At 68.9% G+C, this 23261-nt stretch carries 19 protein-coding genes and 1 pseudogene; 9 read left to right on the top strand and 11 right to left on the bottom strand.

The features are described 5' to 3' along the window. Positions 1-377: 377 nt before the first annotated feature. Positions 378-1295 (top strand): IS5 family transposase, encoded by a 918-nt coding sequence (locus OG841_RS31550; RefSeq protein ID WP_328635795.1) that lies wholly within the window; start codon positions 378-380, stop codon positions 1293-1295. Here the strand turns inward: OG841_RS31550 and OG841_RS31545 are convergent. Together OG841_RS31545 and OG841_RS31540 are read right to left on the bottom strand one after the other, a co-directional pair. Then, a complete protein-coding gene (locus tag OG841_RS31545) occupies positions 1252-1788 on the bottom strand; it encodes a hypothetical protein (protein WP_328635796.1) in 537 nt (178 codons plus the stop codon). The two genes, OG841_RS31550 and OG841_RS31545, sit on opposite strands and share 44 nt — an antisense overlap. A 119-nt stretch (positions 1789-1907) precedes the next feature. Continuing rightward, on the bottom strand, positions 1908-3146 hold the full coding sequence (locus tag OG841_RS31540; RefSeq protein WP_328638283.1) for an IS110 family transposase: 1239 nt from the start codon (positions 3144-3146) through the stop codon (positions 1908-1910). A gap of 554 nt (positions 3147-3700) precedes the next feature. On the opposite strand from OG841_RS31540, the gene OG841_RS31535 reads away from it, so the two are divergent. After that, positions 3701-3916 (top strand): type II toxin-antitoxin system VapB family antitoxin, encoded by a 216-nt coding sequence (locus OG841_RS31535; protein ID WP_031047790.1) that lies wholly within the window; start codon positions 3701-3703, stop codon positions 3914-3916. After that, positions 3913-4326, top strand: coding sequence for a PIN domain nuclease (locus OG841_RS31530; protein WP_328638284.1), 414 nt, complete (start codon positions 3913-3915; stop codon positions 4324-4326). Before OG841_RS31535 ends, OG841_RS31530 begins: the two co-directional genes overlap by 4 nt. 362 nt (positions 4327-4688) lie before the next feature. Here the strand turns inward: OG841_RS31530 and OG841_RS31525 are convergent, their stop codons facing one another. From OG841_RS31525 to OG841_RS31515, 3 genes are all read right to left on the bottom strand, one after another. Beyond that, on the bottom strand, positions 4689-6002 hold the full coding sequence (locus OG841_RS31525; protein WP_371567442.1) for a replication-associated recombination protein A: 1314 nt from the start codon (positions 6000-6002) through the stop codon (positions 4689-4691). Positions 6003-6162: 160 nt separating this feature from the next. After that, complete coding sequence (locus tag OG841_RS31520; protein WP_371567441.1) at positions 6163-6471, bottom strand: MmcQ/YjbR family DNA-binding protein; 309 nt, start codon at positions 6469-6471, stop codon at positions 6163-6165. Next, positions 6468-6863, bottom strand: a complete 396-nt coding sequence (locus OG841_RS31515; RefSeq protein WP_371567439.1) for an MmcQ/YjbR family DNA-binding protein — start codon at positions 6861-6863, stop codon at positions 6468-6470. The genes OG841_RS31520 and OG841_RS31515 overlap by 4 nt, the downstream gene beginning before the upstream one ends. A 126-nt stretch (positions 6864-6989) precedes the next feature. Between OG841_RS31515 and OG841_RS31510 the strand changes: the two genes are divergently transcribed. Further along, complete coding sequence (locus tag OG841_RS31510; RefSeq protein ID WP_371567437.1) at positions 6990-7925, top strand: helix-turn-helix domain-containing protein; 936 nt, start codon at positions 6990-6992, stop codon at positions 7923-7925. A 102-nt stretch (positions 7926-8027) separates the two neighbouring features. On the opposite strand, the gene OG841_RS31505 is transcribed toward OG841_RS31510, so the two are convergent. The 4 genes from OG841_RS31505 to OG841_RS31490 all read right to left on the bottom strand — a co-directional run bounded on the left by OG841_RS31505 (position 8028) and on the right by OG841_RS31490 (position 11682). After that, a complete protein-coding gene (locus OG841_RS31505; protein ID WP_371567435.1) occupies positions 8028-8435 on the bottom strand; it encodes a VOC family protein in 408 nt (135 codons plus the stop codon). 160 nt (positions 8436-8595) lie between these two features. Beyond that, positions 8596-9051 (bottom strand): YybH family protein, encoded by a 456-nt coding sequence (locus tag OG841_RS31500; RefSeq protein ID WP_371567433.1) that lies wholly within the window; start codon positions 9049-9051, stop codon positions 8596-8598. 43 nt (positions 9052-9094) lie between these two features. Further along, positions 9095-10117 (bottom strand): alcohol dehydrogenase catalytic domain-containing protein, encoded by a 1023-nt coding sequence (locus tag OG841_RS31495; protein ID WP_328638291.1) that lies wholly within the window; start codon positions 10115-10117, stop codon positions 9095-9097. 128 nt (positions 10118-10245) lie between these two features. Next, on the bottom strand, positions 10246-11682 hold the full coding sequence (locus OG841_RS31490) for a carboxylesterase family protein (protein WP_371567431.1): 1437 nt from the start codon (positions 11680-11682) through the stop codon (positions 10246-10248). Between the two features lie 2214 nt (positions 11683-13896). Here OG841_RS31490 and OG841_RS31485 point away from each other — a divergent pair. The 5 genes and pseudogenes from OG841_RS31485 to OG841_RS31465 all read left to right on the top strand — a co-directional run. After that, positions 13897-14853 (top strand): alpha/beta hydrolase, encoded by a 957-nt coding sequence (locus tag OG841_RS31485; protein WP_328638293.1) that lies wholly within the window; start codon positions 13897-13899, stop codon positions 14851-14853. Next, positions 14850-16907 carry a hypothetical protein gene (locus tag OG841_RS31480; RefSeq protein ID WP_328638294.1) on the top strand — a complete coding sequence of 686 codons (2058 nt, stop codon included), beginning with the start codon at positions 14850-14852 and terminating at the stop codon, positions 16905-16907. The genes OG841_RS31485 and OG841_RS31480 overlap by 4 nt, the downstream gene beginning before the upstream one ends. Next, a complete protein-coding gene (locus tag OG841_RS31475; protein WP_328638295.1) occupies positions 16904-17839 on the top strand; it encodes an AAA family ATPase in 936 nt (311 codons plus the stop codon). The genes OG841_RS31480 and OG841_RS31475 overlap by 4 nt, the downstream gene beginning before the upstream one ends. Before the next feature lie 37 nt (positions 17840-17876). Continuing rightward, positions 17877-20693: a TIR-like protein FxsC gene (locus OG841_RS31470; protein ID WP_328638296.1), complete on the top strand. Its 2817-nt coding sequence runs from the start codon at positions 17877-17879 to the stop codon at positions 20691-20693. Continuing rightward, positions 20693-21685, top strand: a pseudogene (locus tag OG841_RS31465) (KGGVGR-motif variant AAA ATPase); the annotation flags it as partial. The gene OG841_RS31470 and the pseudogene OG841_RS31465, both read left to right, overlap by 1 nt. A gap of 349 nt (positions 21686-22034) precedes the next feature. Here the strand turns inward: OG841_RS31465 and OG841_RS31460 are convergent. Both OG841_RS31460 and OG841_RS31455 read right to left on the bottom strand, forming a co-directional pair. Beyond that, a complete protein-coding gene (locus OG841_RS31460; RefSeq protein WP_328638297.1) occupies positions 22035-22487 on the bottom strand; it encodes a PIN domain nuclease in 453 nt (150 codons plus the stop codon). After that, complete coding sequence (locus OG841_RS31455; protein ID WP_053672219.1) at positions 22484-22717, bottom strand: type II toxin-antitoxin system VapB family antitoxin; 234 nt, start codon at positions 22715-22717, stop codon at positions 22484-22486. The genes OG841_RS31460 and OG841_RS31455 overlap by 4 nt, the downstream gene beginning before the upstream one ends. Positions 22718-23261: the final 544 nt, after the last annotated feature.

The raw sequence follows: 23261 nt of genomic DNA, 5'->3' as shown, positions 1-23261 counted from the left end.
CAGGCTTCAGCCCCTGAAGGCACACGTCCAGGAGTACGTCATGTCGGACAACAAGTTCCTCGTCGGCGCGGCCACAGTGCTCGGCCTGGGCACGCACCCTGGCCTCCGGCACCACCTCGACTCCCTCGCTCAACCTGTCCGACTGGCTTAAAGGCGGTCGCCGGAACCGTTCTCACCTGTGACGACCTCCCGCCTCACCTGGAAGTTCGAACGCTGAAAGACATCTCACGTGCCTAAGAAACTGTTGTCTTTTCGATCTTGAGGGATGCGCGTCGAACGGGAGTCCCGATCGGGTGGTCGCGGGACGCTGGGCGCATACGAACAGGGCCTCCTGAACAGCTCGTTGGTGTCGAATCACCGAGCAGCAGGAGGCCCTGGTGCAGCAGTCTTGCGTGCCGATGGCCGGGCAGTCCAGCGCGGTCACCTGGGAGTGTGACTGCCTGGCTCACCGGTTCGGAAACGCCGCCGACAACGGGAAGCGGCAGCCTCGCTACCCGACCGACATGACGGACGGAGAGTGGGCCGCGGTCTGCCCGCTGCTGCCGGTGCCGGGCTGGATGCGCGGCCGGGGAGGCCGGCCGGAGGGGTACTGCCACCGGGCGATGCTCGATGCGATCCGGTATCTCGTGGACAACGGGATCAAGTGGCGGGCGATGCCCGCCGACTTCCCTCCGTGGGACCGCGTCTACGCATTCTTCCGCCGCTGGCGGGACAACGCTCTGGTCAAGGAGTTCCACGACCGGTTGCGCGCGAGGGCCCGCGAGGAACTGGGGCGGGATGCGGAGCCGACGGCCGCGGTGATCGACTCGCAGTCCGTCAAAGCGGACGCGGTGGTCGGCGCGGACAGCCGGGGCTTCGACGGCGGCAAGCTGGTCAACGGGCGCAAGCGGCATGTCGTGGTCGACACGCTCGGCCTGCTGTTGGGTGTGATGGTCACCGCCGCGGACACCGGTGACCGCATCGCCGCCCAGGGCCTGCTTGGGCAGGTCGCCGACGTGCACCACCGGCTGGAACTGGTCTGGGCCGACGGCGGCTACACCGGCAGCCTGGTCGAGCACTGCCTGGCCACGCTCGCGCTGGTCCTGGCGATCGTGAAACGCAGCGACGACATGCGCGGCTTCGTGGTGCTGCCCAAGCGGTGGATCGTCGAGCGGTTCTTCGCCCACCTGATGCGAAGCCGCCGTCTGGTGCGCGACTTCGAGCGGCGCACGGCCAGCGCCGAGGCGATGGTCTACTGGTCGATGACCCTGCTCATGACGCGCCGCCTGGCCCGGTCACGCCTGCCGCGAGGGTGAACCGGCCCGGCTGCCGCTCGGCCAGCCAGCCCCGCGCGACCAGGCGTTTCGCCTTCGACCGCAGTGCCTCCACTCGTGCCGGCACCACGTCCATGCCGAACGCTTGGGCCATCTCCTGGCAGGTCAGCGGCCCTTGATGGAGCCGGTCCCGGTCTGCGAGCGTCGTGAGGATGCGCTGGTAGTCGACCGACAGCACCGACCAGGCCAGCCCCTGGCGCCACACCGGAACCTGCGACTTCGGCTTCGCCGCGTCCCGGGGTTCCGGCGGCGCGTCCGCATCCCGCGCTTCCTCAGTGACCTCTGTGCCGGCGGTGTTGCCGCCGTCCGGAGCCAGCACCGTGTCGACCCGCCTGCGGGCAATCGCCCACTCCTGCCATTCCTGCTCGGCCGCGGCCAGTTCGGCCTGGATGCGGTCGGCCTCCTCCCGCAGCCCGTCGACTCGACGGCGAGCGGCGACCTCGTGCTGTTCCAGCAGTCCGACGACGGACGGCATTCGTGACCTCCCGGGGAGCGACGACCCGACAGGCCACGACTCCCACGGAATCACCACTGCTATCCCCGACCAGCGGAAACGCACCGATCACGCCCGAAAAGACAACAGCTTCTAAGAAGTCAAGCCGCTACGGCCAGATCCGCCGAGGAGGAGGTGAAGGCATGCTGTTCGTCGAAGTGCTGCCGGGTCTGCAGGCAGTGGTAGAGCTGGCCGATCATGCGGTTGAACAGGTGCCGCTGGGCCTGGGCATGCCAGTCTCCGCGGTCGCGCCGTCGCCGGTAGTGGGCAGCTGCTCCGGGCGAGGCCGTGAGCGCGGCGAAGGCCCACTGATGGCCGGCGTTGGTCAGGCGGTTGTTCTTGATGTAGCGGCGTCCGACGAAGCGTTTCTTGCCCGAGGCACGGGTGATGGGGGCCGATCCTGCGTATGCCTTCAGTGCCCGGGCATCGGCGAACCGCGCGCGGTCGTCACCGATCTCGGCGAGCACCCGGGCGCCGAGCTGGATGCCCATGCCGGGGAAGCTGAGCAGGATTTCAGCGTCCGGGTGCCGACGAAAAGACGCCTCCACCGCCTCGGTGAGGTCCTCGACGGCCTTGCAGGCCGCATCCAACTGTGTGAGCAGCGCGAGCAGTTGTCGACCCATGGCCTCCTCGACGAGCGTGGGCTGGTGGGCCTGCTCGAACCGCAAGGCGGTCTTGAGGCGTTCGGCTTCGGCGTCGATGCCGCGGCTGCGGCCGGCCCGTTTGAGCGCGGCCCGCAGCTGCGGCAGGGTCATCCGGGCCGCCGTGCTCGGGGTCGGCGCCACGGCGAGCACCGCGCGGGCCTCGGGCCGGGTCAGGCCGCCTTGCTTGCCGAGGAAGGCGTCCAGGGCGACGGGGTAGTACTCGCGCAGCAGCGAGCGGATCTGGTTGGCGATCTGCTGGCGGGCCCAGACGGCGTCCTGCTGGGCGCGGGCCAGGACGGTGATGGCGCGGGCGAGGTCGCTGTCGTCGGGCAGTGGCCGGTGGGCGTGCATGTCGGTGCGCAGGATGTTGGCCAGGACCAGGGCGTCGCCGGGGTCGGACTTCTTGCGCGAGACGCCGTGACGGTCGCGGTAGCGGGCGGCGGCCAGCGGGTTGATGGCGAAGATCTTCCGCCGGCCGGTGCGCAGGACGGCCACGAGCAGGCCACTGGAGGTCTCGATGGCCACTGGTATCGGCGTCTCGGGGCTGTCGCCGTGCTCGGCGAGCAGGTCCAGCAGCAGCCGGTAGCCGGCGAGGTCGTCGCTGATGCGGCGCTTGGCCACCAGCTGGCCGTCTTGATCTACCAGGGCCACATCGTGGTGCGACTCGGCCCAGTCGATCCCGCAGAACACGCTCAAGCCGTTCCCCTCTCATCGTGCGTTTGCGCAGGTGACAAGCCTGTGCGGGCCACGCGGCGACCTAATCCCAGGACTCGACGGTCCGCCATCTCACCAGCCGTTCGCGACACCAGCGCACCGCGCGGGCCCCGGTCTCGATCAGAGCTCGAACGGCTCGCGGAGTACGCGGGGGTCACCGTGCGGAGGGCTTGCACCACGACGATCAACGTTCGGCACAGGCCGGTGGGTTTCGCAGCGGCCCGAAGACACCGGGCGCCACCGGTCTTTCAGAAGGTCTCAGAGGACCAGGAACCCAGAGGGGTCAGCCCGGTGCCCACGAGGCCGCCGCAAACCGCACCACATCAACAGTCCGGGCCGCCCCTGACGGAGCCAACCGGAACCGCTTACTCAAGGATTAGGAGCCCCCGGGAAGTCCCTTGCACACACCCCTCTTCTGACGCACTCGCTGCAAGGCCACGGATCTGAGAACAGACCACCGAGGGGTGCGCCAACCCATCAATATACAATCAATCATGTATATTGATATACACCGCAGTGTGCATGAGGAGGCCATCTTGAGTCGCACCGTGATCGACCTCGACGACGAGGCACTGGAAGAAGCCGCCAAGGAACTCGGCACCACCACCAAGCGCGACACCATCAACACCGCCCTGCGCGAGGTCACCGCCCGCTACCGGCGCCTGCGCGCACTCGAAGACGCCCGGCAACTGGTGACCGACGGAGCCCTGGACATCGACATTCTCCTGAACAAGAACCAGTACCGGCCGTGACCGTCGCCGACTACCTCATCGACACCTCCGCCCTCGCCCGCGTCCTGCTCCGCCAGACCACAACTGAGTGGGACGACAGGATCGGCGCCGGCCTCGTCGCGATCTGCGACATCACCGAACTCGAGGTCCTCTACTCGGCCCGCTCAGCCGCGGACCGCGCGCGACTGAAGGCTGCACTCGACGCCCACTACGCGTGGTGCCACATGCCTGACGGCACCTACCGCCGCTCCCGCATCGTCCAGGAACAACTGACCACCAAAGGGGAACACCGCAGTGCGGGCCCCGTCGATCTCCTGGTGGCCGCCGCCGCGGAAGAAGCAGGCCTCACCCTGCTCCACTTCGACCACGACTTCGAAACCATCGCTCGCACGACGGGGCAGCCGGTCCGCATGATCGACCTCAGGCAGTAGAGTCCGCGCGGTCGCACGGACGGGCGTCAAGCCTCTCGCCGACCGCCTACCCGAGGCAGTATGGCCTCGGCCTCGATGAGTTCCTGCAGGACCGCTGGGCCAGGACCCTGATCAACTCGATTCCGTCCGCCGTACGCAGTGACTCCATCAGGCGGAGTAAGTCATGCTGGGACAAGGCCATCGTGTCACCTCTCACTCAACGAGCTTCGCTACTCGGAGAGTTGCGCGATGGCCGCCCCATGACCAGGGGCTATGCAGAGATCGCTGCTACACCACTCGGCGGGACACCATCGAAAAGTCTGCTGCTGTCCGGCCTGCCATCTGTTCTCTCCTTCGGAAAGGACGTCGCGGGCGTCGGCCGGTCAGCCGCGTTGCCGGCGGGCACGTAGAGCGGCCCAGTGGCGCAGGCGCTCGGCGATCTGGGCTTCGTAGCCGTTGCGGGTGGGCTGGTAGTACGTCTCGCGGCCCATGTCGTCGGGGAAGTAGTCGTCACCGGAGAAGCCGTCGGCTGTGTCCGGGTCGTACTGGTAGTCCTTGCCATAGCCGAGGTTCTTCATCAGTCGGGTCGGGGCGTTGAGGATGTGGGCGGGTGGCATGAGTGAGCCGGTGTGCCGGGCGGATCGGTGTGCGGCGTTGAAGCCGCGGTAGACGGCGATGGACTTGGGGGCGGCGGCGAGGTAGACGACGGCCTGGGCGATCGCCAACTCGCCCTCGGGGGAGCCCAGTCGCTCGTACACGTCCCAGGCGGCGAGGGCCTGCTGGATGGCGTGCGGGTCGGCCATGCCGATGTCCTCGTTCGCGAAGCGGACCAGGCGGCGGGCGACGAACAGGGGGTCCTCGCCGCCGTCGAGCATGCGGGCGAGCCAGTACAGGGCTGCGTCCGGATCGGAGCCGCGCATCGACTTGTGCAGCGCGGAGATCAGGTTGTAGTGGCCCTCCTGCGCCTTGTCGTACAAGGGGGCGCGCTGCTGGATGTGATGGGCGAGCCCGGCGGTGTCCAGGGTGGTTTCGGTGTCCGGGAGGGCTTGAATCTGTTCGGCCATGTTGAGGAGGTAGCGGCCGTCGCCGTCGGCCATGGCGATCAGTGCGCGGCGGGCGTCGTCGTCCAGGGGCAGATGGTGGCCGGTGAGCTGCTCGGCGCGGTCGAGGAGCGTGGACAGTGCGGCTTCGTCGAGGCGTTTGAGGACGAGGACCTGGGTGCGGGACAGGAGGGCGCCGTTGAGTTCGAAGCTCGGGTTCTCCGTGGTGGCGCCGATCAGGGTGACCGTGCCGTCCTCGACGTAGGGCAGGAAGCTGTCCTGCTGGGCACGGTTGAAGCGGTGGATCTCGTCGACGAACAGCAGGGTGCCCTGGCCGATGCCGCGTCGGCTGCGCGCGGCGGCGAACACCTTCCGCAGATCAGCCACGCCGGAGAAGGTGGCCGACACCGGTTCGAAGGCCAGGTTCCCGGCGTCCGCGAGGAGCCGGGCGATGGTCGTCTTCCCGACGCCGGGCGGCCCCCACAGGATGGCGGAGCCGAGGCGCTGCTGGGCGACCATGCGGCCCAGCGGGGCGTCCGGGCCAAGGAGGTGGTCCTGCCCGACGACGTCGTCCAGCTGGGTGGGGCGCAGGCGGTCGGCGAGGGGCCGGGAGGGCTCCTCGCCGAAGAGCGGCAGGGTCGCTTCGGTTGGTTCCATCGGTCTCTCGGGTCGCAGGCGGACGTGTGCGGACGTGGCCAGCCGTGCACAGGGCACTGACAGGCGTCGGCTCAGCCGATCGTGGGGAAGCTCGCGGCGTTCATCGGACACTGGGGCGGTTGTGTCGCGGCAGCCGCTCGACGACCAGGTCGTAGGAATCCTAGACCGCGTCGGTGATCAGCCGCTCGGTGATGCCGGGGCCAGGACCGAGCGAGATCCAGTGGCGTTTGTCGAGGTAGCGGCCCGGTGTGATCGAGGCGTAGCCGCGTACGTGCGCGCGGGCGTGTTCGGGTTCGCACTTGACCGTGATGATCTGGTCGTCCGGGTCGTCGGTGACGATCAGGAAGATCTTGCCCGCGACCTTGTACACGTCGAGTCCCGGGGTGAAGGGGTAGCCGTGGCTGACGTCGGGGAGGGCCAGGGCCGTCTGGCGGGCGGTGTCCTGGAACCGGTCACCAGCCGCGCTCACCGGGCCGCCCGCGTGCCGGTGCCGTAGCTGTGCGGGTCGACGGGCCGCTCGGCCCTGGGCAGGTGGGCGACGACGAGCCGGTAGGAGTCGGTGACGAGCTCCCTGACGAGCTCCTCGTCGACGCCTTCCCCGCTCTCCAGGGTGATCCAGTGCTTCTTGTTCATGTGGTAGCCGGGGGTGATGTGGCTGTACTGCTCCCGCAGGGCCTCGGCCTCGCCGGGGTCCGCCTTGAGGATCACGACGGGACGCCCCGGGACGTCGGTCATCAGCATGAACACCTTGCCTCGTACTTTGAAGACCTCCCAGTCGTCACCGAAGGGATACTCGAGCTGGGCTCCGGGAAGCTCCTCGGCGCAGGCGGCGGCGGTCCTGTGCAGGGTCGTTTCGTTCAAGAACGTTTCCTTCATCGGGCGAGCTCGGGCTGGGCACCCCATGACGCGAGTGGCGCGCCGCGCGGTCGTGGCGCGCCTCCCACTCTCTCCCCGAAACCGACATAAGGCGCAGTAAACTGCGGACACATGATGGTCAACAAGCGACACCCCAGCCCAAGCAGACGGGCTGAACCGGCTGCGGTTCCGCTGTACGGTTTCCAGCCCCCGGTCGGTACTCCGTACGGCCTGGAGGTGAACACCATCGAGGACTTCTTCGCCCAGCACGACGACTGGCCGTGGAACCCGCCCCGTCCGGTCCGCGCCACCTTCCACTACCTCATCGCCGTCACCGAGGGCGAGCTGCTGCACGACGTCGACCACGTCACGCGGACCATCGCCCCCGGCCAGTGGCTCTGGGTGCGTCCCGGACACACGCTGTGCTTTCATCCGCCCGGTTCCGCCCGCGGCCCGTTCGTCCTGTTCGAACCGGATGTACTGCGGCCCGACATCGCCCGTCTGCTGGCCCCGCTCACCGCGCACGACGCCCCGGCCGTGCTGAGCCCGCAAGCCGATGACGCCGCCTGGCTCCAGCAGACGGCGCTCCAGCTCCTGGACGAACACCGCGCACTCGGGCGGCGCCCCCTCGACATCCACCACGCTCTGCGCCGCAGCCTGCTCGAATCGCTGCTGTTGCGTCTGGCCAACTCCCCGGGCATCGCCCTCGATGGCACGGCCACGGCCGGCACGGGCCGCTCCGACAGGTACGGACGCTTCCTGGACGCCCTGGAACTGCACTTCCGTGAACTGCACCAAGCCGCGGACTACGCCGAACTGCTCGGCTGCTCGGTCCGCACCCTCAGCCGGGCCGCCCGGGACGCCACCGGCAAGGGGGTGCGTGAACTCATCGACGAGCGGCGCCTCCTGGAAGCCCGGCGCCTGCTGGGAGCTGCCCGGTGGGATGCCCGGACCGTGGCCGTCCACCTCGGCTTCACCGACCCTGCGAACTTCGGCCGCTTCTTCCGCGACCGCACGGGCCTCACCCCGGCCGCCTTCGCTGCCGGCGAGGCGAGGACCGGCGCGTGATGCAAACGCGGCGGAGGCGCCTTGCCCGTCAGGAGGAGATGGCTGCCTTCGCGGTCTGCGTGAACGCCCAGTGGGAGTGCCCGACGTGCCAGTCGCCGTCGATCATCCGGTACGCCTCGCGCCGGCCGTGCGGAGGTCGCGTTCGCAGACGGCAAGAACGTTGCCGGAGGGATCGGTGAACCAGGCGAACCAGGGGCCGTTGGCGCGGTAGATCCCGTCTGAGTCGATCTGCACTCCGTCGTAGCGCTCGAAATCCACGCCGCGTCGGGTGAGGTCCGCGACAGTACTGGGGAGGTCAGGGACGACGATGTTGAGGATGGTGAATCGTGCTGGTTGGTGGTTGGGGGAGGCGTACGCGACGGTGCTCGCGCCGCCGGGGAGGCGGATGGTGAGCATGGCGTCCTGGTCTTCGACGTTCAGTCCGAGTACGTCGTGGTAGAAGGCGCGGGTCGATTCCAGGTCGGTCACGGTGAAGGAGCTGTAGGCGTCGGTTGCGGTGTCGGTGATCATGGGATCCTGACGTTCGGGTGCGCTGGTGTCGCGGGGCGTGTCTCGGAGCTGATCGGTGCGGCTGGGACGACCACTGGCCGGATGCCGGCGGCACAGGCGGGGCCCCGCTCGCCATGCCGGAGGAACCCGGTCAGGCTGGGGCCCACAGGCTGCGCCGCGGTCAGGAGGCGATCCTTTCGGTCACGGTCTGGGAGAACGCCCAGTTGGAGTGCACGATGAGCCACTGACCGTCGACGAGCCGGTAGCCGTGCGTGGCGTTCCAGGCGCGCCGCTGCTTCTCGTTGCCGTCCTCGTCGAGCACGTAGGTCTTCAGGTTGTAAGCCAGGACGGCGAAGTCGCCGCTGTCGCCGACGTGGACCGTCGGGTTGAGGTACTCGCTGCGCACGATGTGCGGGTGGGAGTAGATGGACGACAGCCACGCGACGGTCTTCTCCTTGCCGACGACGATGTTCCCGAGGATCGGGTCGAAGTAGCTCACCTCGTCCGCGAAGCCGTCCAGGTAGCCGCCCGGGTCGCCGACGCTGAACCGTTCGTTGTACGACTTCTCCAGCTCGATGAGGGTCTTGCTGACTTCTTCCTTGTTGACGCCCACGGCGTCCTCCCTTTCTTTGTGCATGCCCCAGCCGGTGCCTGTCGGCCAACCAGGGGATGTGTTTCTTTCAGTCGTCCAGGACGACGACGTGCTTGCCCGGCGTGGTGCCGGATTCGAGGTCGGCCTGGGCGTCTCGGACTTGTTCCAGGCCGTGGTAGACCTTCGCGACCGGGACGTTGAGGCGTCCGGCGGCGATGGCCTGGAGCTGGTGGGCGAAGACGTCGGCCGGAAGGTCGCTGGCCTGACCGCCGTAGGAGGTCAGGCGTACCCCGAAGGGGATCATGAACGGGGTGAAGTCCGGGATGGACCACTGGCCTGCCAGGGCTCCGGTGAAGCAGACCGTGCCGTGCCGGCGGACGGTGCGCAGGGTGTCGGGGAGGACCGAGCAGCCGACCAGTTCCAGGGCGGCGTCGACGCCGTCGGGGATCAGCTCGCGCACCTGGTCGGCGAGGGTGCCGTTGTCGACCAGGGGATGGTCGACGCCCGCGGCCCGCAGTTCCCCGGTCCGGTCGGGGCTGCGGGTGGTGGAGATGACGGTGGCGCCGAGGTCCTTCGCGATGGTGGCCGCGCTCAGCCCGACCGTGGAGGTGCCGCCGCGGATCAGCAGCGTCTGTCCGGCTTTGAGGTCCAGGCCGCGGGTCAGGGATCCGTAGGCGGTCTGGAACATCTCGGGCAGCGCGCCGACGACGTCCCACGGCAGGCTGGTCTCGAACGGGATGACCTGCCCGGCGGGGACGGTGACGTACTGGGCGTACGCGCCGTCATACGAGCGGCCCATGCCGCCCATCATCGTGGCCACCTGCTGTCCCGGCCGCAGCCCGCTGTCCTCGTCGGCCTCGTCGACCACGCCGACGCCCTCGATGCCGGGCACGCGCGGGTAGGTGACCACCGCATCCGACTCGCCCTTGCGGGTGGTGACCTCCGACTCGTTGACGCCGAACGCCTTCACCTTGATCCGCACCCACCCGGGCTTGCGGACGGGCACCGGCACGTCCTTGATCTGAAGTGCGTCGAGGCCGCCGGGCCGGGTGACGACGACGGCCCGCATCGTGGCCGGTGCGGCGCCGCCGGTTGCTGTCGATTGACTCATGCCGAGCTCCTTGTTCTGTTCGTCCCCGGGAATGTGAAGGCGGAGCCGGGGCTCCAGGCACAGGTGCCCGGGTGATCAGTCAGTGGTGACCCTGCGCCGTTCTGCATTTCGGGATCGCGCGGCGACCGTCAGGGGCGGTCGATGCCCTCCCACAGGTCGAGCGCCGCCTGGTAGTGGGCATGGGCCTCGAAGGGCGGGTTTCCGACGCTTCCCGAAATGGGCCGGTCCGTGACGGCGGGCCACAGTCGGGTCTGCTCGCCGGTGACGAAGTCGAGCACGATGTCGCGGATACGCGTGTCACGCTCGGCCTGTTCGGCGCTGCGGCCCGGCTGTTCCTGGCCGACCAGGGCGTACATCTCGGTGCCGTGCACCGCGGGCGCGCCCTCGGCGGGCCCGATCATCAGCAGATGGGCGGTGCCGCCCGCGGCGGCGTGCGCCAGGGCGCCGCGGGCCGCGGGGAGCGCGAAGAGGTAGTCCGCCATGACCGCGGCGCGGACCTCGGCCGGGGTACGGCCGCCCCGGTCGTAGGCATCGACGATCTTCTTCGCGCGGGAGCGGGAAATACGCCACCCCGCAACCTCGTCGACGACGCGGTCGAGGGTGTGCGGGTCGAAACGGTCGAGGTCGTTCGCCACCCACCAGCCCATGTCGTCGCTCGCCATGCTCAGCAGCACGTCGACATCGCGGTGCGCGCCCGAGGCCAGGACGTCCATGGGATGGGCGTGCACCACCGCGCCGGGCTGCCCGATGTCCAGGACGACGCCGGTGGCCTTGTTGTCCACCCCGCCGCGGACTCCGAGGTCCGTCGGGGCGACCTTGCGCAGGGCGTCCCTCAGGGAGACCGCGTCGAGGTCGAGCAGCTTCTCCGGGTTGTCCGCTACGCCGAGTTCGGTGACGAACAGGTGCGCGAGCTCCTCGGCCCACCAGGCCGGGACGCTACGAGCGGGCCCGCCGGAGAACCCGGCCAGTCGCCGGTACAGGCCATCGGCGGAGGAGGCGCCGAGCAGACCGAAGGTGGAGTAGGCGCCGGCGCTGTGGCCGTAGACCGTGACCTGGTCGGGATCGCCGCCGAAGTGGGCGATGTTCCGCTTGACCCAGGTCAGCGCGGCGATCACGTCCTGCAGGAAAAGGTTGCTCGCCTCGGCGAGCCGCCCGCCATACTGCGAGAGCGAGAGCGCGCCCAGGGCGCCGAGCCGGTAGTTGACCGACACACCCACCACGCGCCCCGACGCGGCGAGACCGGCGGCGTTCGAGGTGATCTGCGTGTTCGCGCCGAACTCGAATCCGCCTCCATGGACGTACACGGCCACCGGGAGCGCCTTGTCGGCCGGCTGCTCAGGGGCCCACACGTTCAGGTTCAGACAGTCCTCGCCCATCCCGCTGTCCGCTTCGAGCCAGTCGCCGCTGTCGGACTGGACAGAGACGACGCCCTTGCGGTCATAGGGCCGGTCTGGATCGAAGTCCGCGACCACGGGGCGGCGATACCGCTCGGCGGTGGCGTACGGGATCCCCCACCGGGACCGCACCCCTGGTGCAGTCGGAGCCTTGGGAGCGGTAGCGGTCATGACATGTCCTTCCAGCGCGGTTCGGGCGTTCGCGCGGTGCTTCGGCGGCTGGTTGCTCGCGGTGACGTCTCCCATCGTTTCCCGGGATCCGACAAGACGCCCGGCGTGTGGCGGTCACCCGGTGGTCACCAGGTGACACTTGGGCAACAAGATCTCGGTGCAGGCCATGAGCTTCTACTACATGACCGACGGCCGGATCGTCGGCGAACGGGGCCAGCCTGACCTCCCGAAAGAGGTCGGTCTCTTCTTCTTGATCCGGCGTCTTCGCGCGAACAGCGCCCGCTGCGGTGAGAGCTGTACTCCCTGTCATCGAGACTCGTAGGGGTGCGGTGTTGCGGCTGCTGAGGTCGTCGAGGGAGATGCGCAGGAGGCGGCGCCCCTGGCCCGGATGGCTGTCGCCGGTCGTCAGGGCGGCCTGGCTCAGGGAGCCGCTGAACAGAACCAGATCCTCGGCGGTGAGATCGGGGCGCAGCAGGCCGTCGTTCGTCACGAACCTCGCCCGGCTCGCGATCGCGGTCGGCCGACGACCTGTTCAAATCCCGCGGTCCCCACACCCTGGCAGAGACGCTGGCCGAGCTCGACCGACGAGCCCGCGCTGCGACACCCGAGGAGGCGGCCCGCGCCGGTGACCGGGTCGTGGTGAGCATCCCGCCGGCTCCCTACCGGGAGCTTTCCCGCCGCCGCACTGTCGGGCAAGGTCGTGCTCGACATCGGAGCGTCCGTGACGCGCCGTACGACGAACCCGACGACGGCCGCGTCGGCCTTGTCGAGCCACGTCACGTCGTCGGCGATCACCAGCAGCACGCGCTCGGCGGCCCTGGGCAGCGGACCACGTCTCGCCTCAGCGGTAGGCGCCGCTGCCCCGGGAGGAACGGGATGAGCAGGAAGACCGGCGGCTCCCGCCCCGCCTGTCGGTCCTCTCTGGGCCGTTTCCAGTACGGGCTGTTTCGCGTCCCAACTCGGACCGCACGCCATTCGGACTGCGTCCGTGCCCCGCCGGCCCGGCAGGCCCGCCCACTCGAAAGTCCCTGGGCAGCACTTCCGGATCCTCGCGTCCAGCCAGCGTCCAGAATTCGACGTCCAGACGCTCGCACAGCCCACCCACGACGCCATCCTCCAGCCATGGGCCGATACGTCTGCGCAGGTCAGCGACCCAGGGCGGCTTCGCCGCCCGCCGTGGGGCGGGTAAATGGGCGCAGCGAACACCCCGTGGCCCTTGATCAACACTGCATCGCGGGGGCGGCAACGCAGGAGGCGGAGGTCAGCTGGTCAGCTACCTGCGGTTTTGCCCAGGCCGGTTGGTATTTACGCGTCAGAGTGACCTCAACTAACGCTGATGGCAACGGAGTCGAACTCACGAGCAGCGGATTCAGCCCCGTGGACCAACGCCCTGAATCCGCACCCCAGATGAGACGTTTCCGCAGGTCACAGACGTGCATGGTGGGGCGGGTGGGACTCGAACCCACGGCCGACGGATTATGAGTCCTTTGAGGATCTTGGCGACACTTGTCGATCTATGCTCATCTTGGCCGTTTTCACAGGTCAGACGCGGTTTGGCGCCTCAGTCCTTCCCGGCCCTTGTCAGTCTTTTCCGATCCTTGTGTCCAACCTGCGTCCCGAACACGTCCCGGATGGCCGAAGTACTGTCGGACGGCAAGAGGACGTGACCGGGCGTGTCCGACAGGCGGCGACCTGGTCGGGGGTCAACGCAGTGCCGACCCCGGTCTGCAGATCGGCGACGCTTCCCCTTGAAGGACGACGTGTGCGTGGCGCCGGTGAGTTAACTACCGACGTCGACCGTGCTGGTGAGGCCGGAGACAGGCATGTGGGTTGCGTTGTCTCCTTCGACGCCGTCCACGTCCACACAGGGCCATGTGGACGGGGCCGCGCCCGCACGACAGCGCAGCAGCCATGGTCATGGCGTAGTGAAGGCTGCTCGCTCGGTCCCGTGTTCTGCCCGCCGGCTGATTACGTCGGCACGGAAGGTGCCGGGGGTGTTTTCATTGCGTGGGCGAAGATGTTGACGCTGACCGGCGTGATGCTGGTCCGGTTGGCCGTCGCCGAAGCCATCGCCCTCCTCCTCGCCACCGGCGGATTCGGCACACCGCGACCGACGGCGGGCCGAGTGGTTGCGCACCTGTCCCCCGTCGCACCGCTCGTCGCTATGCTCGTGAGGCGCCCCGGCCACGGGCGCAGCTTCACTCGGGGGGGGCCATGAAGCCGCGTCTGGTGTTCGTCCATGGTGTCGGCGGGGCGCGCAATCCCGCTGCTGAACTCGACCACTGGCTGGGCGCGTTGGAGCAGGGCGGGCTCGACGCGGGGCATGCCCTGCGGGTGCCCGGGCTGATGGCCGGCTCGATGGCGGACGTACGGTTCGCCTACTACGGCGACCTGTTCACAGCCCCGGAGGCGCAGAGCGGCGCGGACACGGAGGACATCCACTCCGACGACGTACGCGCTCTGCTGCGTGAGGCCATCGACGAACGGCTGGCCGAGCGCGCGGACGACGACGGTGAGGTCCCGGTGCTCTGCCACGCGCAGGCGCAACTCGCTCCGGAAGGTGCCGTACAGGGCTCCGGTTCGGTGGCAGGGCAGGTGCTCAGCGCCGCGAACACCGTCCTGTGCGTTCCCGGACTGCGGACGTTCGGCAGATGGGCGAGCGCACGACTGATGGTGGGGCATCTGAGCCAGGTCGCACGATACTTGGCGCGCGGCGAAACGGACGGTACGGGCCTGACCCTCGACGCGCGGGTGCGCCACCGCGTGACGGAAGAACTGGACCCCGCGGTGCCCACCGTCCTCGTCGCGCACTCACTGGGCACCGTCGTCGCCCTGGAAGCACTGTCCGGCTACCCCGGCGAGATCCCGCTCCTTGTCACTCTCGGCTCGCCGTTGGGCCTGCGCGCCATGGTGGGACGCCGCACACGCCCGCAGCCGCCGCGGGTACCCGACGCGGTCGCGAGCTGGGTGAACGTGTGGGACCGCGACGACTTCATAGTCGGCCGTCCGAACCTGGAGGACTTCTTCGAACCCAACGACCGGTCCGTACTGCCCGAACCCAGACGTGTCGATTCGGACGGGGCCTGGGTGCATCCCGCGCTGAAGTACCTGGCCCAGCCGGGCGTCGCCGGGCCCGTCATCGGGGCCCTCGATGCGGTCACAAGGTCATGACAGCCCCGCTTCCGCTCCGACACGCCCTTGTCATCGCGCCGCAGTGCGAAGAGCTGGGAGTCCTCCGCGGGCTCGAGGATGTTGCACGGGACCTGAGGGACGCGCTCACCGACGACTGGCGGGGTGCCTGCAGGCCCACGCCGGCTGTCGAATCGGCCCTTCTGTACGGCGCGTCGGCGGGCCAGGCCCGCGTCGAGGCGGCGATCCGGGGTGCCGCCCGGCGGGCCGGGGAAAGCGGGGCCCTGCTCGTTGTCGCCTTCCTCGGACACGGCATCACCTCCGGCAGGAATCCGAGACTCTTCCTGATGGCCGGCGACTCACGGTGCGATGAGACAGGATCCGCCGTCAATGTGGCCGAAGCACTGGAACGCGCCCTCGAAATGCCCGGCCTGCCCGGGATCGTCGCCCTCGTCGACACCTGCCACGCGGGCGGTGCGACGCCCGATCTGGGCGCCGTGGACGCGGGAGTGCGCGACGGCGCGACCCGGCTGTCGCTCATGATGGCTGTCGGTGCCGCCCAGGAGGCGCACGGGCTGGCGTTCTCGCGCGGAGTCGTCCGGGTGCTCGACCAGGGGGTGGCCGGCGCCGGTGAGTTCCTGTACCCGGACGCGCTCTTCGAGGCCGTGCGGGACGACGTGCCCGGTCAGGACGCCCGCCTGGTGCAGTTCGTCGGGGCGCGGTTCGGTGAGCGACCGTGGGTGTCCCGCAACGCCGGCCATCTCGTGCGGGCCGGCTCGCGGCTGGGGCCGATCGGCCTTGAGGAACTGGAACGCGCCCTGGCCCCGCTGGGCGCCCTGGCGCTGCTGCCAGGACCCGTCAGAGGCGTCGACACACTCGACCGGTTGCGCGCGACGCTGCACGAACGTGCCGCACCCGACGAGGCCCTGCAGGTAGTCGACGGCCTGCGCGACGTACTGCGCACGGTCCATCTGCTCAACTCCTGGCCCGGCGGGCATCTGACGTCCGGACGGCTGCGCGGGGCGCTGTGGCGGGCCGCGGGCCGCTGTGCGGAACCGTTGCCGGAGACCAGCGGCCGGGACCTGCTGCGTGACGCGGTCGAGTACCTCCGGTTCCGTGCGCAGCGACAGGGCGAGACGCCCATCGCCCGCCCGGCGTCCCTTGTCGCCGAGCTCGCCGTGGAGGACGGACTCGCCAAGGACATCGCGGAGTTCAGGGCATGGACGGACGCCGTGGACGCCAAGGTCGAGTTCGACGACGCCTTCGCGGCCCTGACCACCCGAGACCGCCGGAACCGGCTGCGACTCGTCGTGAGTCTGCACGCCACGCTGGGCGACCTGTGGCCCGAGACGCTGCAGGCGTTCCTCCTCGACCGCGGGGACGTCTGCGCCAAGAAGGACTTCGAGTGCGTCCCGAGCGGGCCCGGCGTGCAGCAGACGCTGAGGGAGGTGCTCAAGTGGGCTTGGAAGAAGAGCAGACCGATGGGGCCGTTGTGCCGGGTCGAGGTGGCCGCGCCCGCCTCCCTGTTGCTGGAATGGCGGCCCGAGGAGACGAGCTACGGCCGACGGCTCGGTCTCATGCACGACGTCGTCCTGCGATGGAGCGAGCGGATGTGCCCGCCGGACCACATGTCCTGGATCAACGAGGACGCGCGCGAGAGACTCGCCGAGATGAATGGGTACGGAACCCGACGTGCGCCGGTGGACTGGCTGGACCGGCATGAGACCGAGCGCCCGAAGGAACTGGAGGCGCGGCTGGAGCGCGGCGACTACACCGGGGCCATCGCCCTGCGGGACCGGCCGCAGCGGATCAGAGAGGTGATGGAACTGCTGCTGAAGCACGTGCCGATCGTGATGTGGCCCGGCGCCGACGGAGGGATGCCCGACGGCTGCGTGGACACCCTGGACCGGTACTGGCATCTGCTGCCCGCGGAGTTCAGCGAGGCCTACCGCAACAGCTGGGCGCCGGAGACCCGGAAGCGCCCCGACGGCCACGAGCATCTGGCGCTGTTGCGGAGCATCTGGCACGACACGGAATGGCTCGACTTCTGCGACTGGTTCGAGGCGTTCGTCACCAAGGGAGAGATCTCCACATGACCTGGCAGCCCTACTACGTCGGGGACGGCATCCCTCGTGACGTCGAACTCGGCGCCCCGCCGCCATGGCGCAGCTTCCCTCGGCAGACCTTGCACCGGCAGTTCCAGCCACCGCCCGGCCTGGCCACCGCGGTGAACGCGGCCCTGGCTCTGCGTCGCCCCCTCCTGGTGACAGGTCCGGCGGGCTCCGGGAAGTCCACAGTGATCGAACAGGTCGCGGCCGAACTGAAGCTGGGCGAGCCCCTGCGCTGGCACATCACCTCGCGCAGCACGCTCAACGAGGCGCTGTACCGCTACGACGCCCTCGGCCGTATCCACGCCCAGCGGCTGTCCGGTCCGGAGGGCGACGACGACATCGCCCCCTTCCTCCGACTGGGGCCGCTGGGCACCGCGTTGCTCCCCTCGCCGCGGCCCAGGGCGCTGCTGATCGACGAGATCGACAAGAGTGATCTCGACCTGCCCAGCGATCTGCTCGACGTACTGGAGCGCGGTACGTACGAGATTCCCGAACTCGGCCGCTACGCCGAGGAGGTGGTCCGCGTCCGCCTTTGGGACAGCGACGCACGCACCGCGATCGAACGGGGCCGGGTCCAGTGCGACCAGTTCCCGTTCATCGTGATGACCAGCAACGGCGAGCGTGACTTCCCGGCGGCCTTCCTGCGGAGATGCATCCGCTTCACGATGCCGAAGCCCACCGTGGAGGCGCTTCGGGCCGTGGTCGAGGCCCATCTGGGACCTGTCTCGGACGCTGGGCAGGCGCCCGTGGTAGATCGCCTCGTTCAGGAGTTCGTCAACCGGGTCACGGCGGGCGGGAGCCTCGCCGTCGACCAGCTGCTGAACGCCGTACACCTGCTCACGAACGGCTCGGCTCTCACCGACGCCGACCGGCAGGAGGTCATGGAACTGGTCCTGCGCGAGCTGTCCCGTGCCTGAGGACCGGTCCACGGGTCCTCTGGACCCACTCGGGCGCGTGGTGCGCGCGCTCGACGCCGTGGCACCCGACCTGGACGGCACTGCTCTGGCCGAAGTGCTCTGGTTGGCGGCACGGATGAACCAGGCCGTGACGGACCCGCCAGTCGAGGTCTCACCGCCGCAGCCGACAGCCGGGGCTCCCGTGCCGCCGTCCGTGGCACCGACCGGCAAGGACGGCCCGGGCACCGCGACCGGTCCGGAGGCCGGGCGGCCCCTGCACGAACGTCTCGCCAGGGCGAGTACCCGCATAACCGGTGCTGCTGTGGCCACCCCGAAGGGAGCAGGACTACCGCTCCCCCAGGAGGTGACCCGTGCCCTGAGGCCGTGGAAACGGCCGTGGCCCCGGGGCCGCAGATCCGCCCTCGACGTCGCTGCCACCGTCGACGGCTATGCCCGCAGCGGCGAGCTCATCCCCGTGTTCCGGCCGGCCCCGGAGCGCTGGTTCGGCCTCGTCCTGGTCGTCGATCGCTCCCCTGCCATGCGGGTGTGGCAGGACCTGGTCGAAGACTTCACCTCCCTCCTGGACCGCCTCGGAGCCTTCCGCACCCTCCAGGTGCGCGAACTCGGCTTCGGCCCTGAGGGGCTCGAACTCCGCGACAGACTGGGCAGGCTGACAGGCCCCGACGAACCGCGTTCCCCCGACGCCCGTCGGCTGGTCGTCGTCGTGTCCGACTGTGCCGCACCGGGCTGGCGGGAGCCGGAGGTGTGGCGCCGGATCCGCGCCTGGTCGCTGACCACACCGGTCGCCCTGCTCAACCCGCTCCCCCCGAAGCTCTGGCGCAGGACCGCCCTCGACCTGCCATCTGTGAGAGTGCGGCCCGGGGCGCCGGGGGCGGTGAGCCCGCACCTGATCTTCGACCCGCCGTTGCTGCCGGACGACGAACCGGCCGGGGACACCGGCGCCTGGCTGCCGGTCCCGGTGCTGTCGACGTCGCCGCATTCCCTGGACCGCTGGTCCCGCACCTTGATGCGGGGCGCCCCCGAGGGATGCGGAGCGGTGCTGGTGCCCCGCGGCGGACGGCTGAGCAGCCGTTCCCGAGGGCGACCCGGCGGTGTCACCGCCGAGGGGTTCCTGCGAACGGCGTCCCCCGCGGCGGCCCGACTCGCCGTCCTGTGCGCACCGTTCGGCCGACTGGGCATGGGGCTGCTCCATCTGATCCGCCAGGAGCTGGTCCCTCAGGCCACCGTGGGCGACGTGGCTGAACTCCTCACCAGCGGGCTCTTCGCGATCGACGCGGACCGGGACGGGCCGGTCGAGCTGATCGTGCCGGACGAGGTGCGAGGACAGCTGGAGCGGGAACTGACGGTGCACGAGGTACGGCGTATGGACCGGGCCATCGAGCGTGCGGAGCGGCCGGGCCGACTGCCTGCGGTAGCGTACGACCCGCTGGTCCGCGCACAACACCGGGCCGGGGAGCGGCCGTTCGCCAACGAGCGGCGCCGGACGCAGGAGCTGCTGGGACTGCCGGCGGGAGGCCGACCGCCACTGACGGGACGGGAACGGGTCGTGGACACGTGGCAACGCGAACGGTATGGGGCCGACATCCGACCGTACTTCTTCCTGAGTTACGCCCATACTCCGCCCTGGGGTCCGGAAGCAGGGGATCCCGATCACTGGGTGAACGTGTTCTTCAAAGACCTGTGCAACCACATCTACGCGCTCACGGATCTACCGGCCGGCGCACCCGCGGGCTTCATGGACCGGGAAATGCGGTCGGGGGAAGGATGGCCGGAAAAGCTCGCTGAGAACCTCGCGAAATGCCGAGTGCTGGTGCCCTTGTTCTCCCCGCGCTACTTCACGAGCGAGATGTGCGGCAGGGAGTGGTTCGCGTTCAACGAGCGAGTGCTGCATGCGCGAGCGACCGGGGTCGATGTCGGTTCCCCGATCGTTCCCGCGCTGTGGACGCGTGTCGACCACAGCGCGCTTCCCGACTCCGTGCGTCACATCCACGTCGATCAGGCGGGGTACGGCGATCGCTACGCGACCAACGGCCTCTACGGGCTGATCAAGCTCAGCAGACTGCGCGACGAGTACGAGGAGGTCGTCCTCCATCTGGCCCGGCGCATCGTGGAGGCCGCGCACGAATCACCCCTGCCGAGCGGCCGTCCACGGGCGTACGAGAACACCCCGAGCGCCTTCAAACCGCAGGGTACGGGCCCTCGGCACATCCGCCTCGTCGTGGCGGCACCCACGCAGGACGACATCCCGGACGACCGTGACGTGCGGCCCTACGGCGAGGACGCCCAGGACTGGAACCCCTACCACGCGGAGTCCACCCGTCCGCTGGTGAACCTCGCGGAGGATCTCGTCCGGTCGCTCGATTACCGCGTCACCGTCTCCTCCTTCGATGACGAACCGGCCGAGAGCGCGAAGTCCGGGGAGCAGGAGGCGAGGTCCGCCAGTCCCGACATCCTCCTGCTGGACAGGTGGGCCCTCGCCGACGAGGGACGCAGGCTCAGACTGCAGGCCTTCGACGCGAACTCGCGGCCCTGGGTGAGCATGATCGTCCCCTGGAGCCGTGCGGATCTGCAGAACCACGGCGAGGACGGGCGCAGACTCTCCGAGGAGTTGGAGCGTACGCTTCCGCAGATCGCGGATCGAGGCCGCCGCACAGATGTGCGCATCGCGGTCAATGGCGTACCCACTCTCAAAGCCTTCACCGATGTGCTTCCCGCCGTCGTGGCCCACATCACCCGGCAGTACCTCAAGCACGCGGAGGCCCATCCGCCTCCGGGTACGCACGTGCCCCGGCCTCGCCTGACGGGCCCTTCCGACCCGTTCTCGGACCTGAGATCCGACGGGGAGGGGGAGTGATGACGAACACCCGTCCCGGCCGTATCGTCACCTTCTACTCGTACAAGGGCGGCGCCGGTCGCACCATGGCCCTGGCCAACATCGCGTGGATCCTTGCCGCCAACGGCAAACGTGTCCTCGCAGTCGACTGGGACCTGGAGGCTCCCGGGCTGCACCGCTACTTCCACCCGTTCCTCGATCCGGGTGGGCTGGCCGCCACTACCGGTGTGATCGACCTGCTCCAGGACTACTCCTTCGCAGCCGTCGGCTCCAGCGACATCCCACGCTCCGACTCCTGGCACCTCCCCTACGCCAGCGTCGAACCCCACGCGTTGTCTGTGGACGCCACGGCCTTCGGGGCGCCGTTCGCGGACAGCGGGTCGCTCGACCTCCTCTCCGCCGGGCGTCAGAACCGTGCCTACGGTGCGGCAGTGAGCACCTTCGACTGGGACAACTTCTACGAACGGCTCGGCGGCAGCCTGTTCCTGGACGCACTGCGCGACGACATGAAGGCGACATACGACTACGTGCTCATCGACAGCAGGACAGGACTGTCGGACATCGCGAACATCTGCACCGTCCAGATGCCCGACGTCCTGGTGGACTGCTTCACGCTCACCCGACAGTCCCTGGAAGGCGCGGCCTCTGTGGCGCACGATGTGGCACGGCACCACCTCCGGCGCGTAACCCGTGTGCTGCCCGTGCCCATGAGGGTCGACGACGGTGAGAAACAGCGGGCTGACGCCGGACGGACGGCGGCCAGGGAAGCCTTCGAGGGGGTGCCGACAGGGCTGAGCCGCGAGGACGCGGCCGACTACTGGGGGCGCGTCGAGATCCCGTACCGGCCGCACTACGCGTACGAGGAGAGTCTCGCCACGTTCGGCGACGAGGGCGGGCGGTCGGGGTCGCTGCTCTCAGCCTTCGAGCGGCTCACCACCGTCATCTCGGACGGCGAGGTCACAGCGCTGCCGCCGGTGCCCGAACCCGTGCGGCTGCGCTGCCGAGCCGCCTTCGACGGACTCGGATCGTAGGCAGAGACACCGGCACCTCGAATGATCTCCCGAGAACCAAGCAGACGGGGGGATCTTCGGCTCCGTGGTGCGCTTCGAAGCGAAGGCCGTAGTCGACTCACAGTTCTACGCGCACCCCGCGGAAGGCACTCCGGCTCAACCGAACCGGACAAAATGGCTCCGCGTTGGTGAAGGTCAACAATGACCTATTTTTTCCCCATCGACCGACCGGTGAGCTCTCGAGCTTCCCTGACACCGACGTGTTCTGGTGGCAGCGTGAGGTCTTCGAAAGGTTCGCCGACGACCTGACCAGCGGCAAGGGACAGCCAGGAACCCGCAGCCCGGCCATCGATCAGCCAGTCCCATCGGGTCTCGACAATTTGAATCTCTCAGCTGACCAGACCCGTACGTCGCGCTGCTCAACTTCCTTGAGGACTCCGGCCACTGTCGCGAAGTCATTGTCCACGTGGAGGACAGTGTGCCCATGGTGCACAGCCGTCGCGCACACCAACAGGTCGATCGCTCCAGCCGCCCGATGCTGGCCCCGCTGGGTCAGCTTGTACTGGGCGGTGTCGACCCAACGCCAGGCGTTCTTCGGAACCGGAGAGAGCAAGCAGAGCGCGTCCAGTTCCTCTGCGAGCTCATCCCGATGGGACGGACTGGTTGCCGAGTAGAGAAATTCGGCACGTGTCGGCTCGCAGAGGTGGAACACCCCGGCGGCAATGTGTCCCTCCCAGGGCCGCAATGCGCCTGGGGTGCGAAACAGGTGCCACAGAGCCGAAGTGTCCACCAGATACGTGATCACTCGAAGGCCTCGCGTCGCGCACGCTTCTCCGCGTCATGCGCCGCCGCGGCCTGCTCGAACTCTCCACGCGCACCCCGCGCGGCCAGCTTCTCCGCAGCCTCAAGCCGCTTGATCCGCGCCACGTAGTCCCGAAGGGCCGCGTTGACGGTCTCCTTCTTCGTCGTGACGCCCATGAGCCGCATGGCCTCGGCCAGCGCCTCGTCGTCGAGATCAATCTGCGTGACGGACATCGGACACCTCCAACATCCACGATGTATGTGCCCAAGATACATCACCAACATTGGGCGCAGCCATCGATCACAAACAGACCACGCGAGGGAAGTGCGCTGGATGTCGGGGCGTTCCCATGAGCCGCTTCCCGCCACGCGGCGAGGCGGCGAAGAGCTGCTCGACGTCGACACGAATACCACATAGGCGCCATGCCCGACTTGACCGGAATCGGCGTCCAGAATCTGTCCAGACGATCATGAAATCATGATCGCGACAGGGCCGCCACGACCCTCAACTCGCCCGACCCTCCAGCTAAGTTGCTGGTCAGATCGATTCTGCTCGCGTAGCGAGTGGTGGGGCGGGTGGGACTCGAACCCACGGCCGACGGATTATGAGTCCATTGAGGATCTTGGCGGCCCTTGCCGATCCATGCCGATTCACACCGTTCTTGCAGGTCAGACGCGTGCACCTGCGTCGGTCCTGCGCGGTCCTTGTCGGTTGGTTCCTGTCCTTGCGGTCCCTACACGGTCCCTACCGCTCATTGGGAGACCTGCCCGATACGGA

It is taken from the genome of Streptomyces canus, assembly GCF_041435015.1.
Taxonomy (GTDB): Bacteria; Actinomycetota; Actinomycetes; order Streptomycetales; family Streptomycetaceae; genus Streptomyces; species Streptomyces canus_G.
This window is presented reverse-complemented; position numbering and strand designations above follow the sequence as displayed.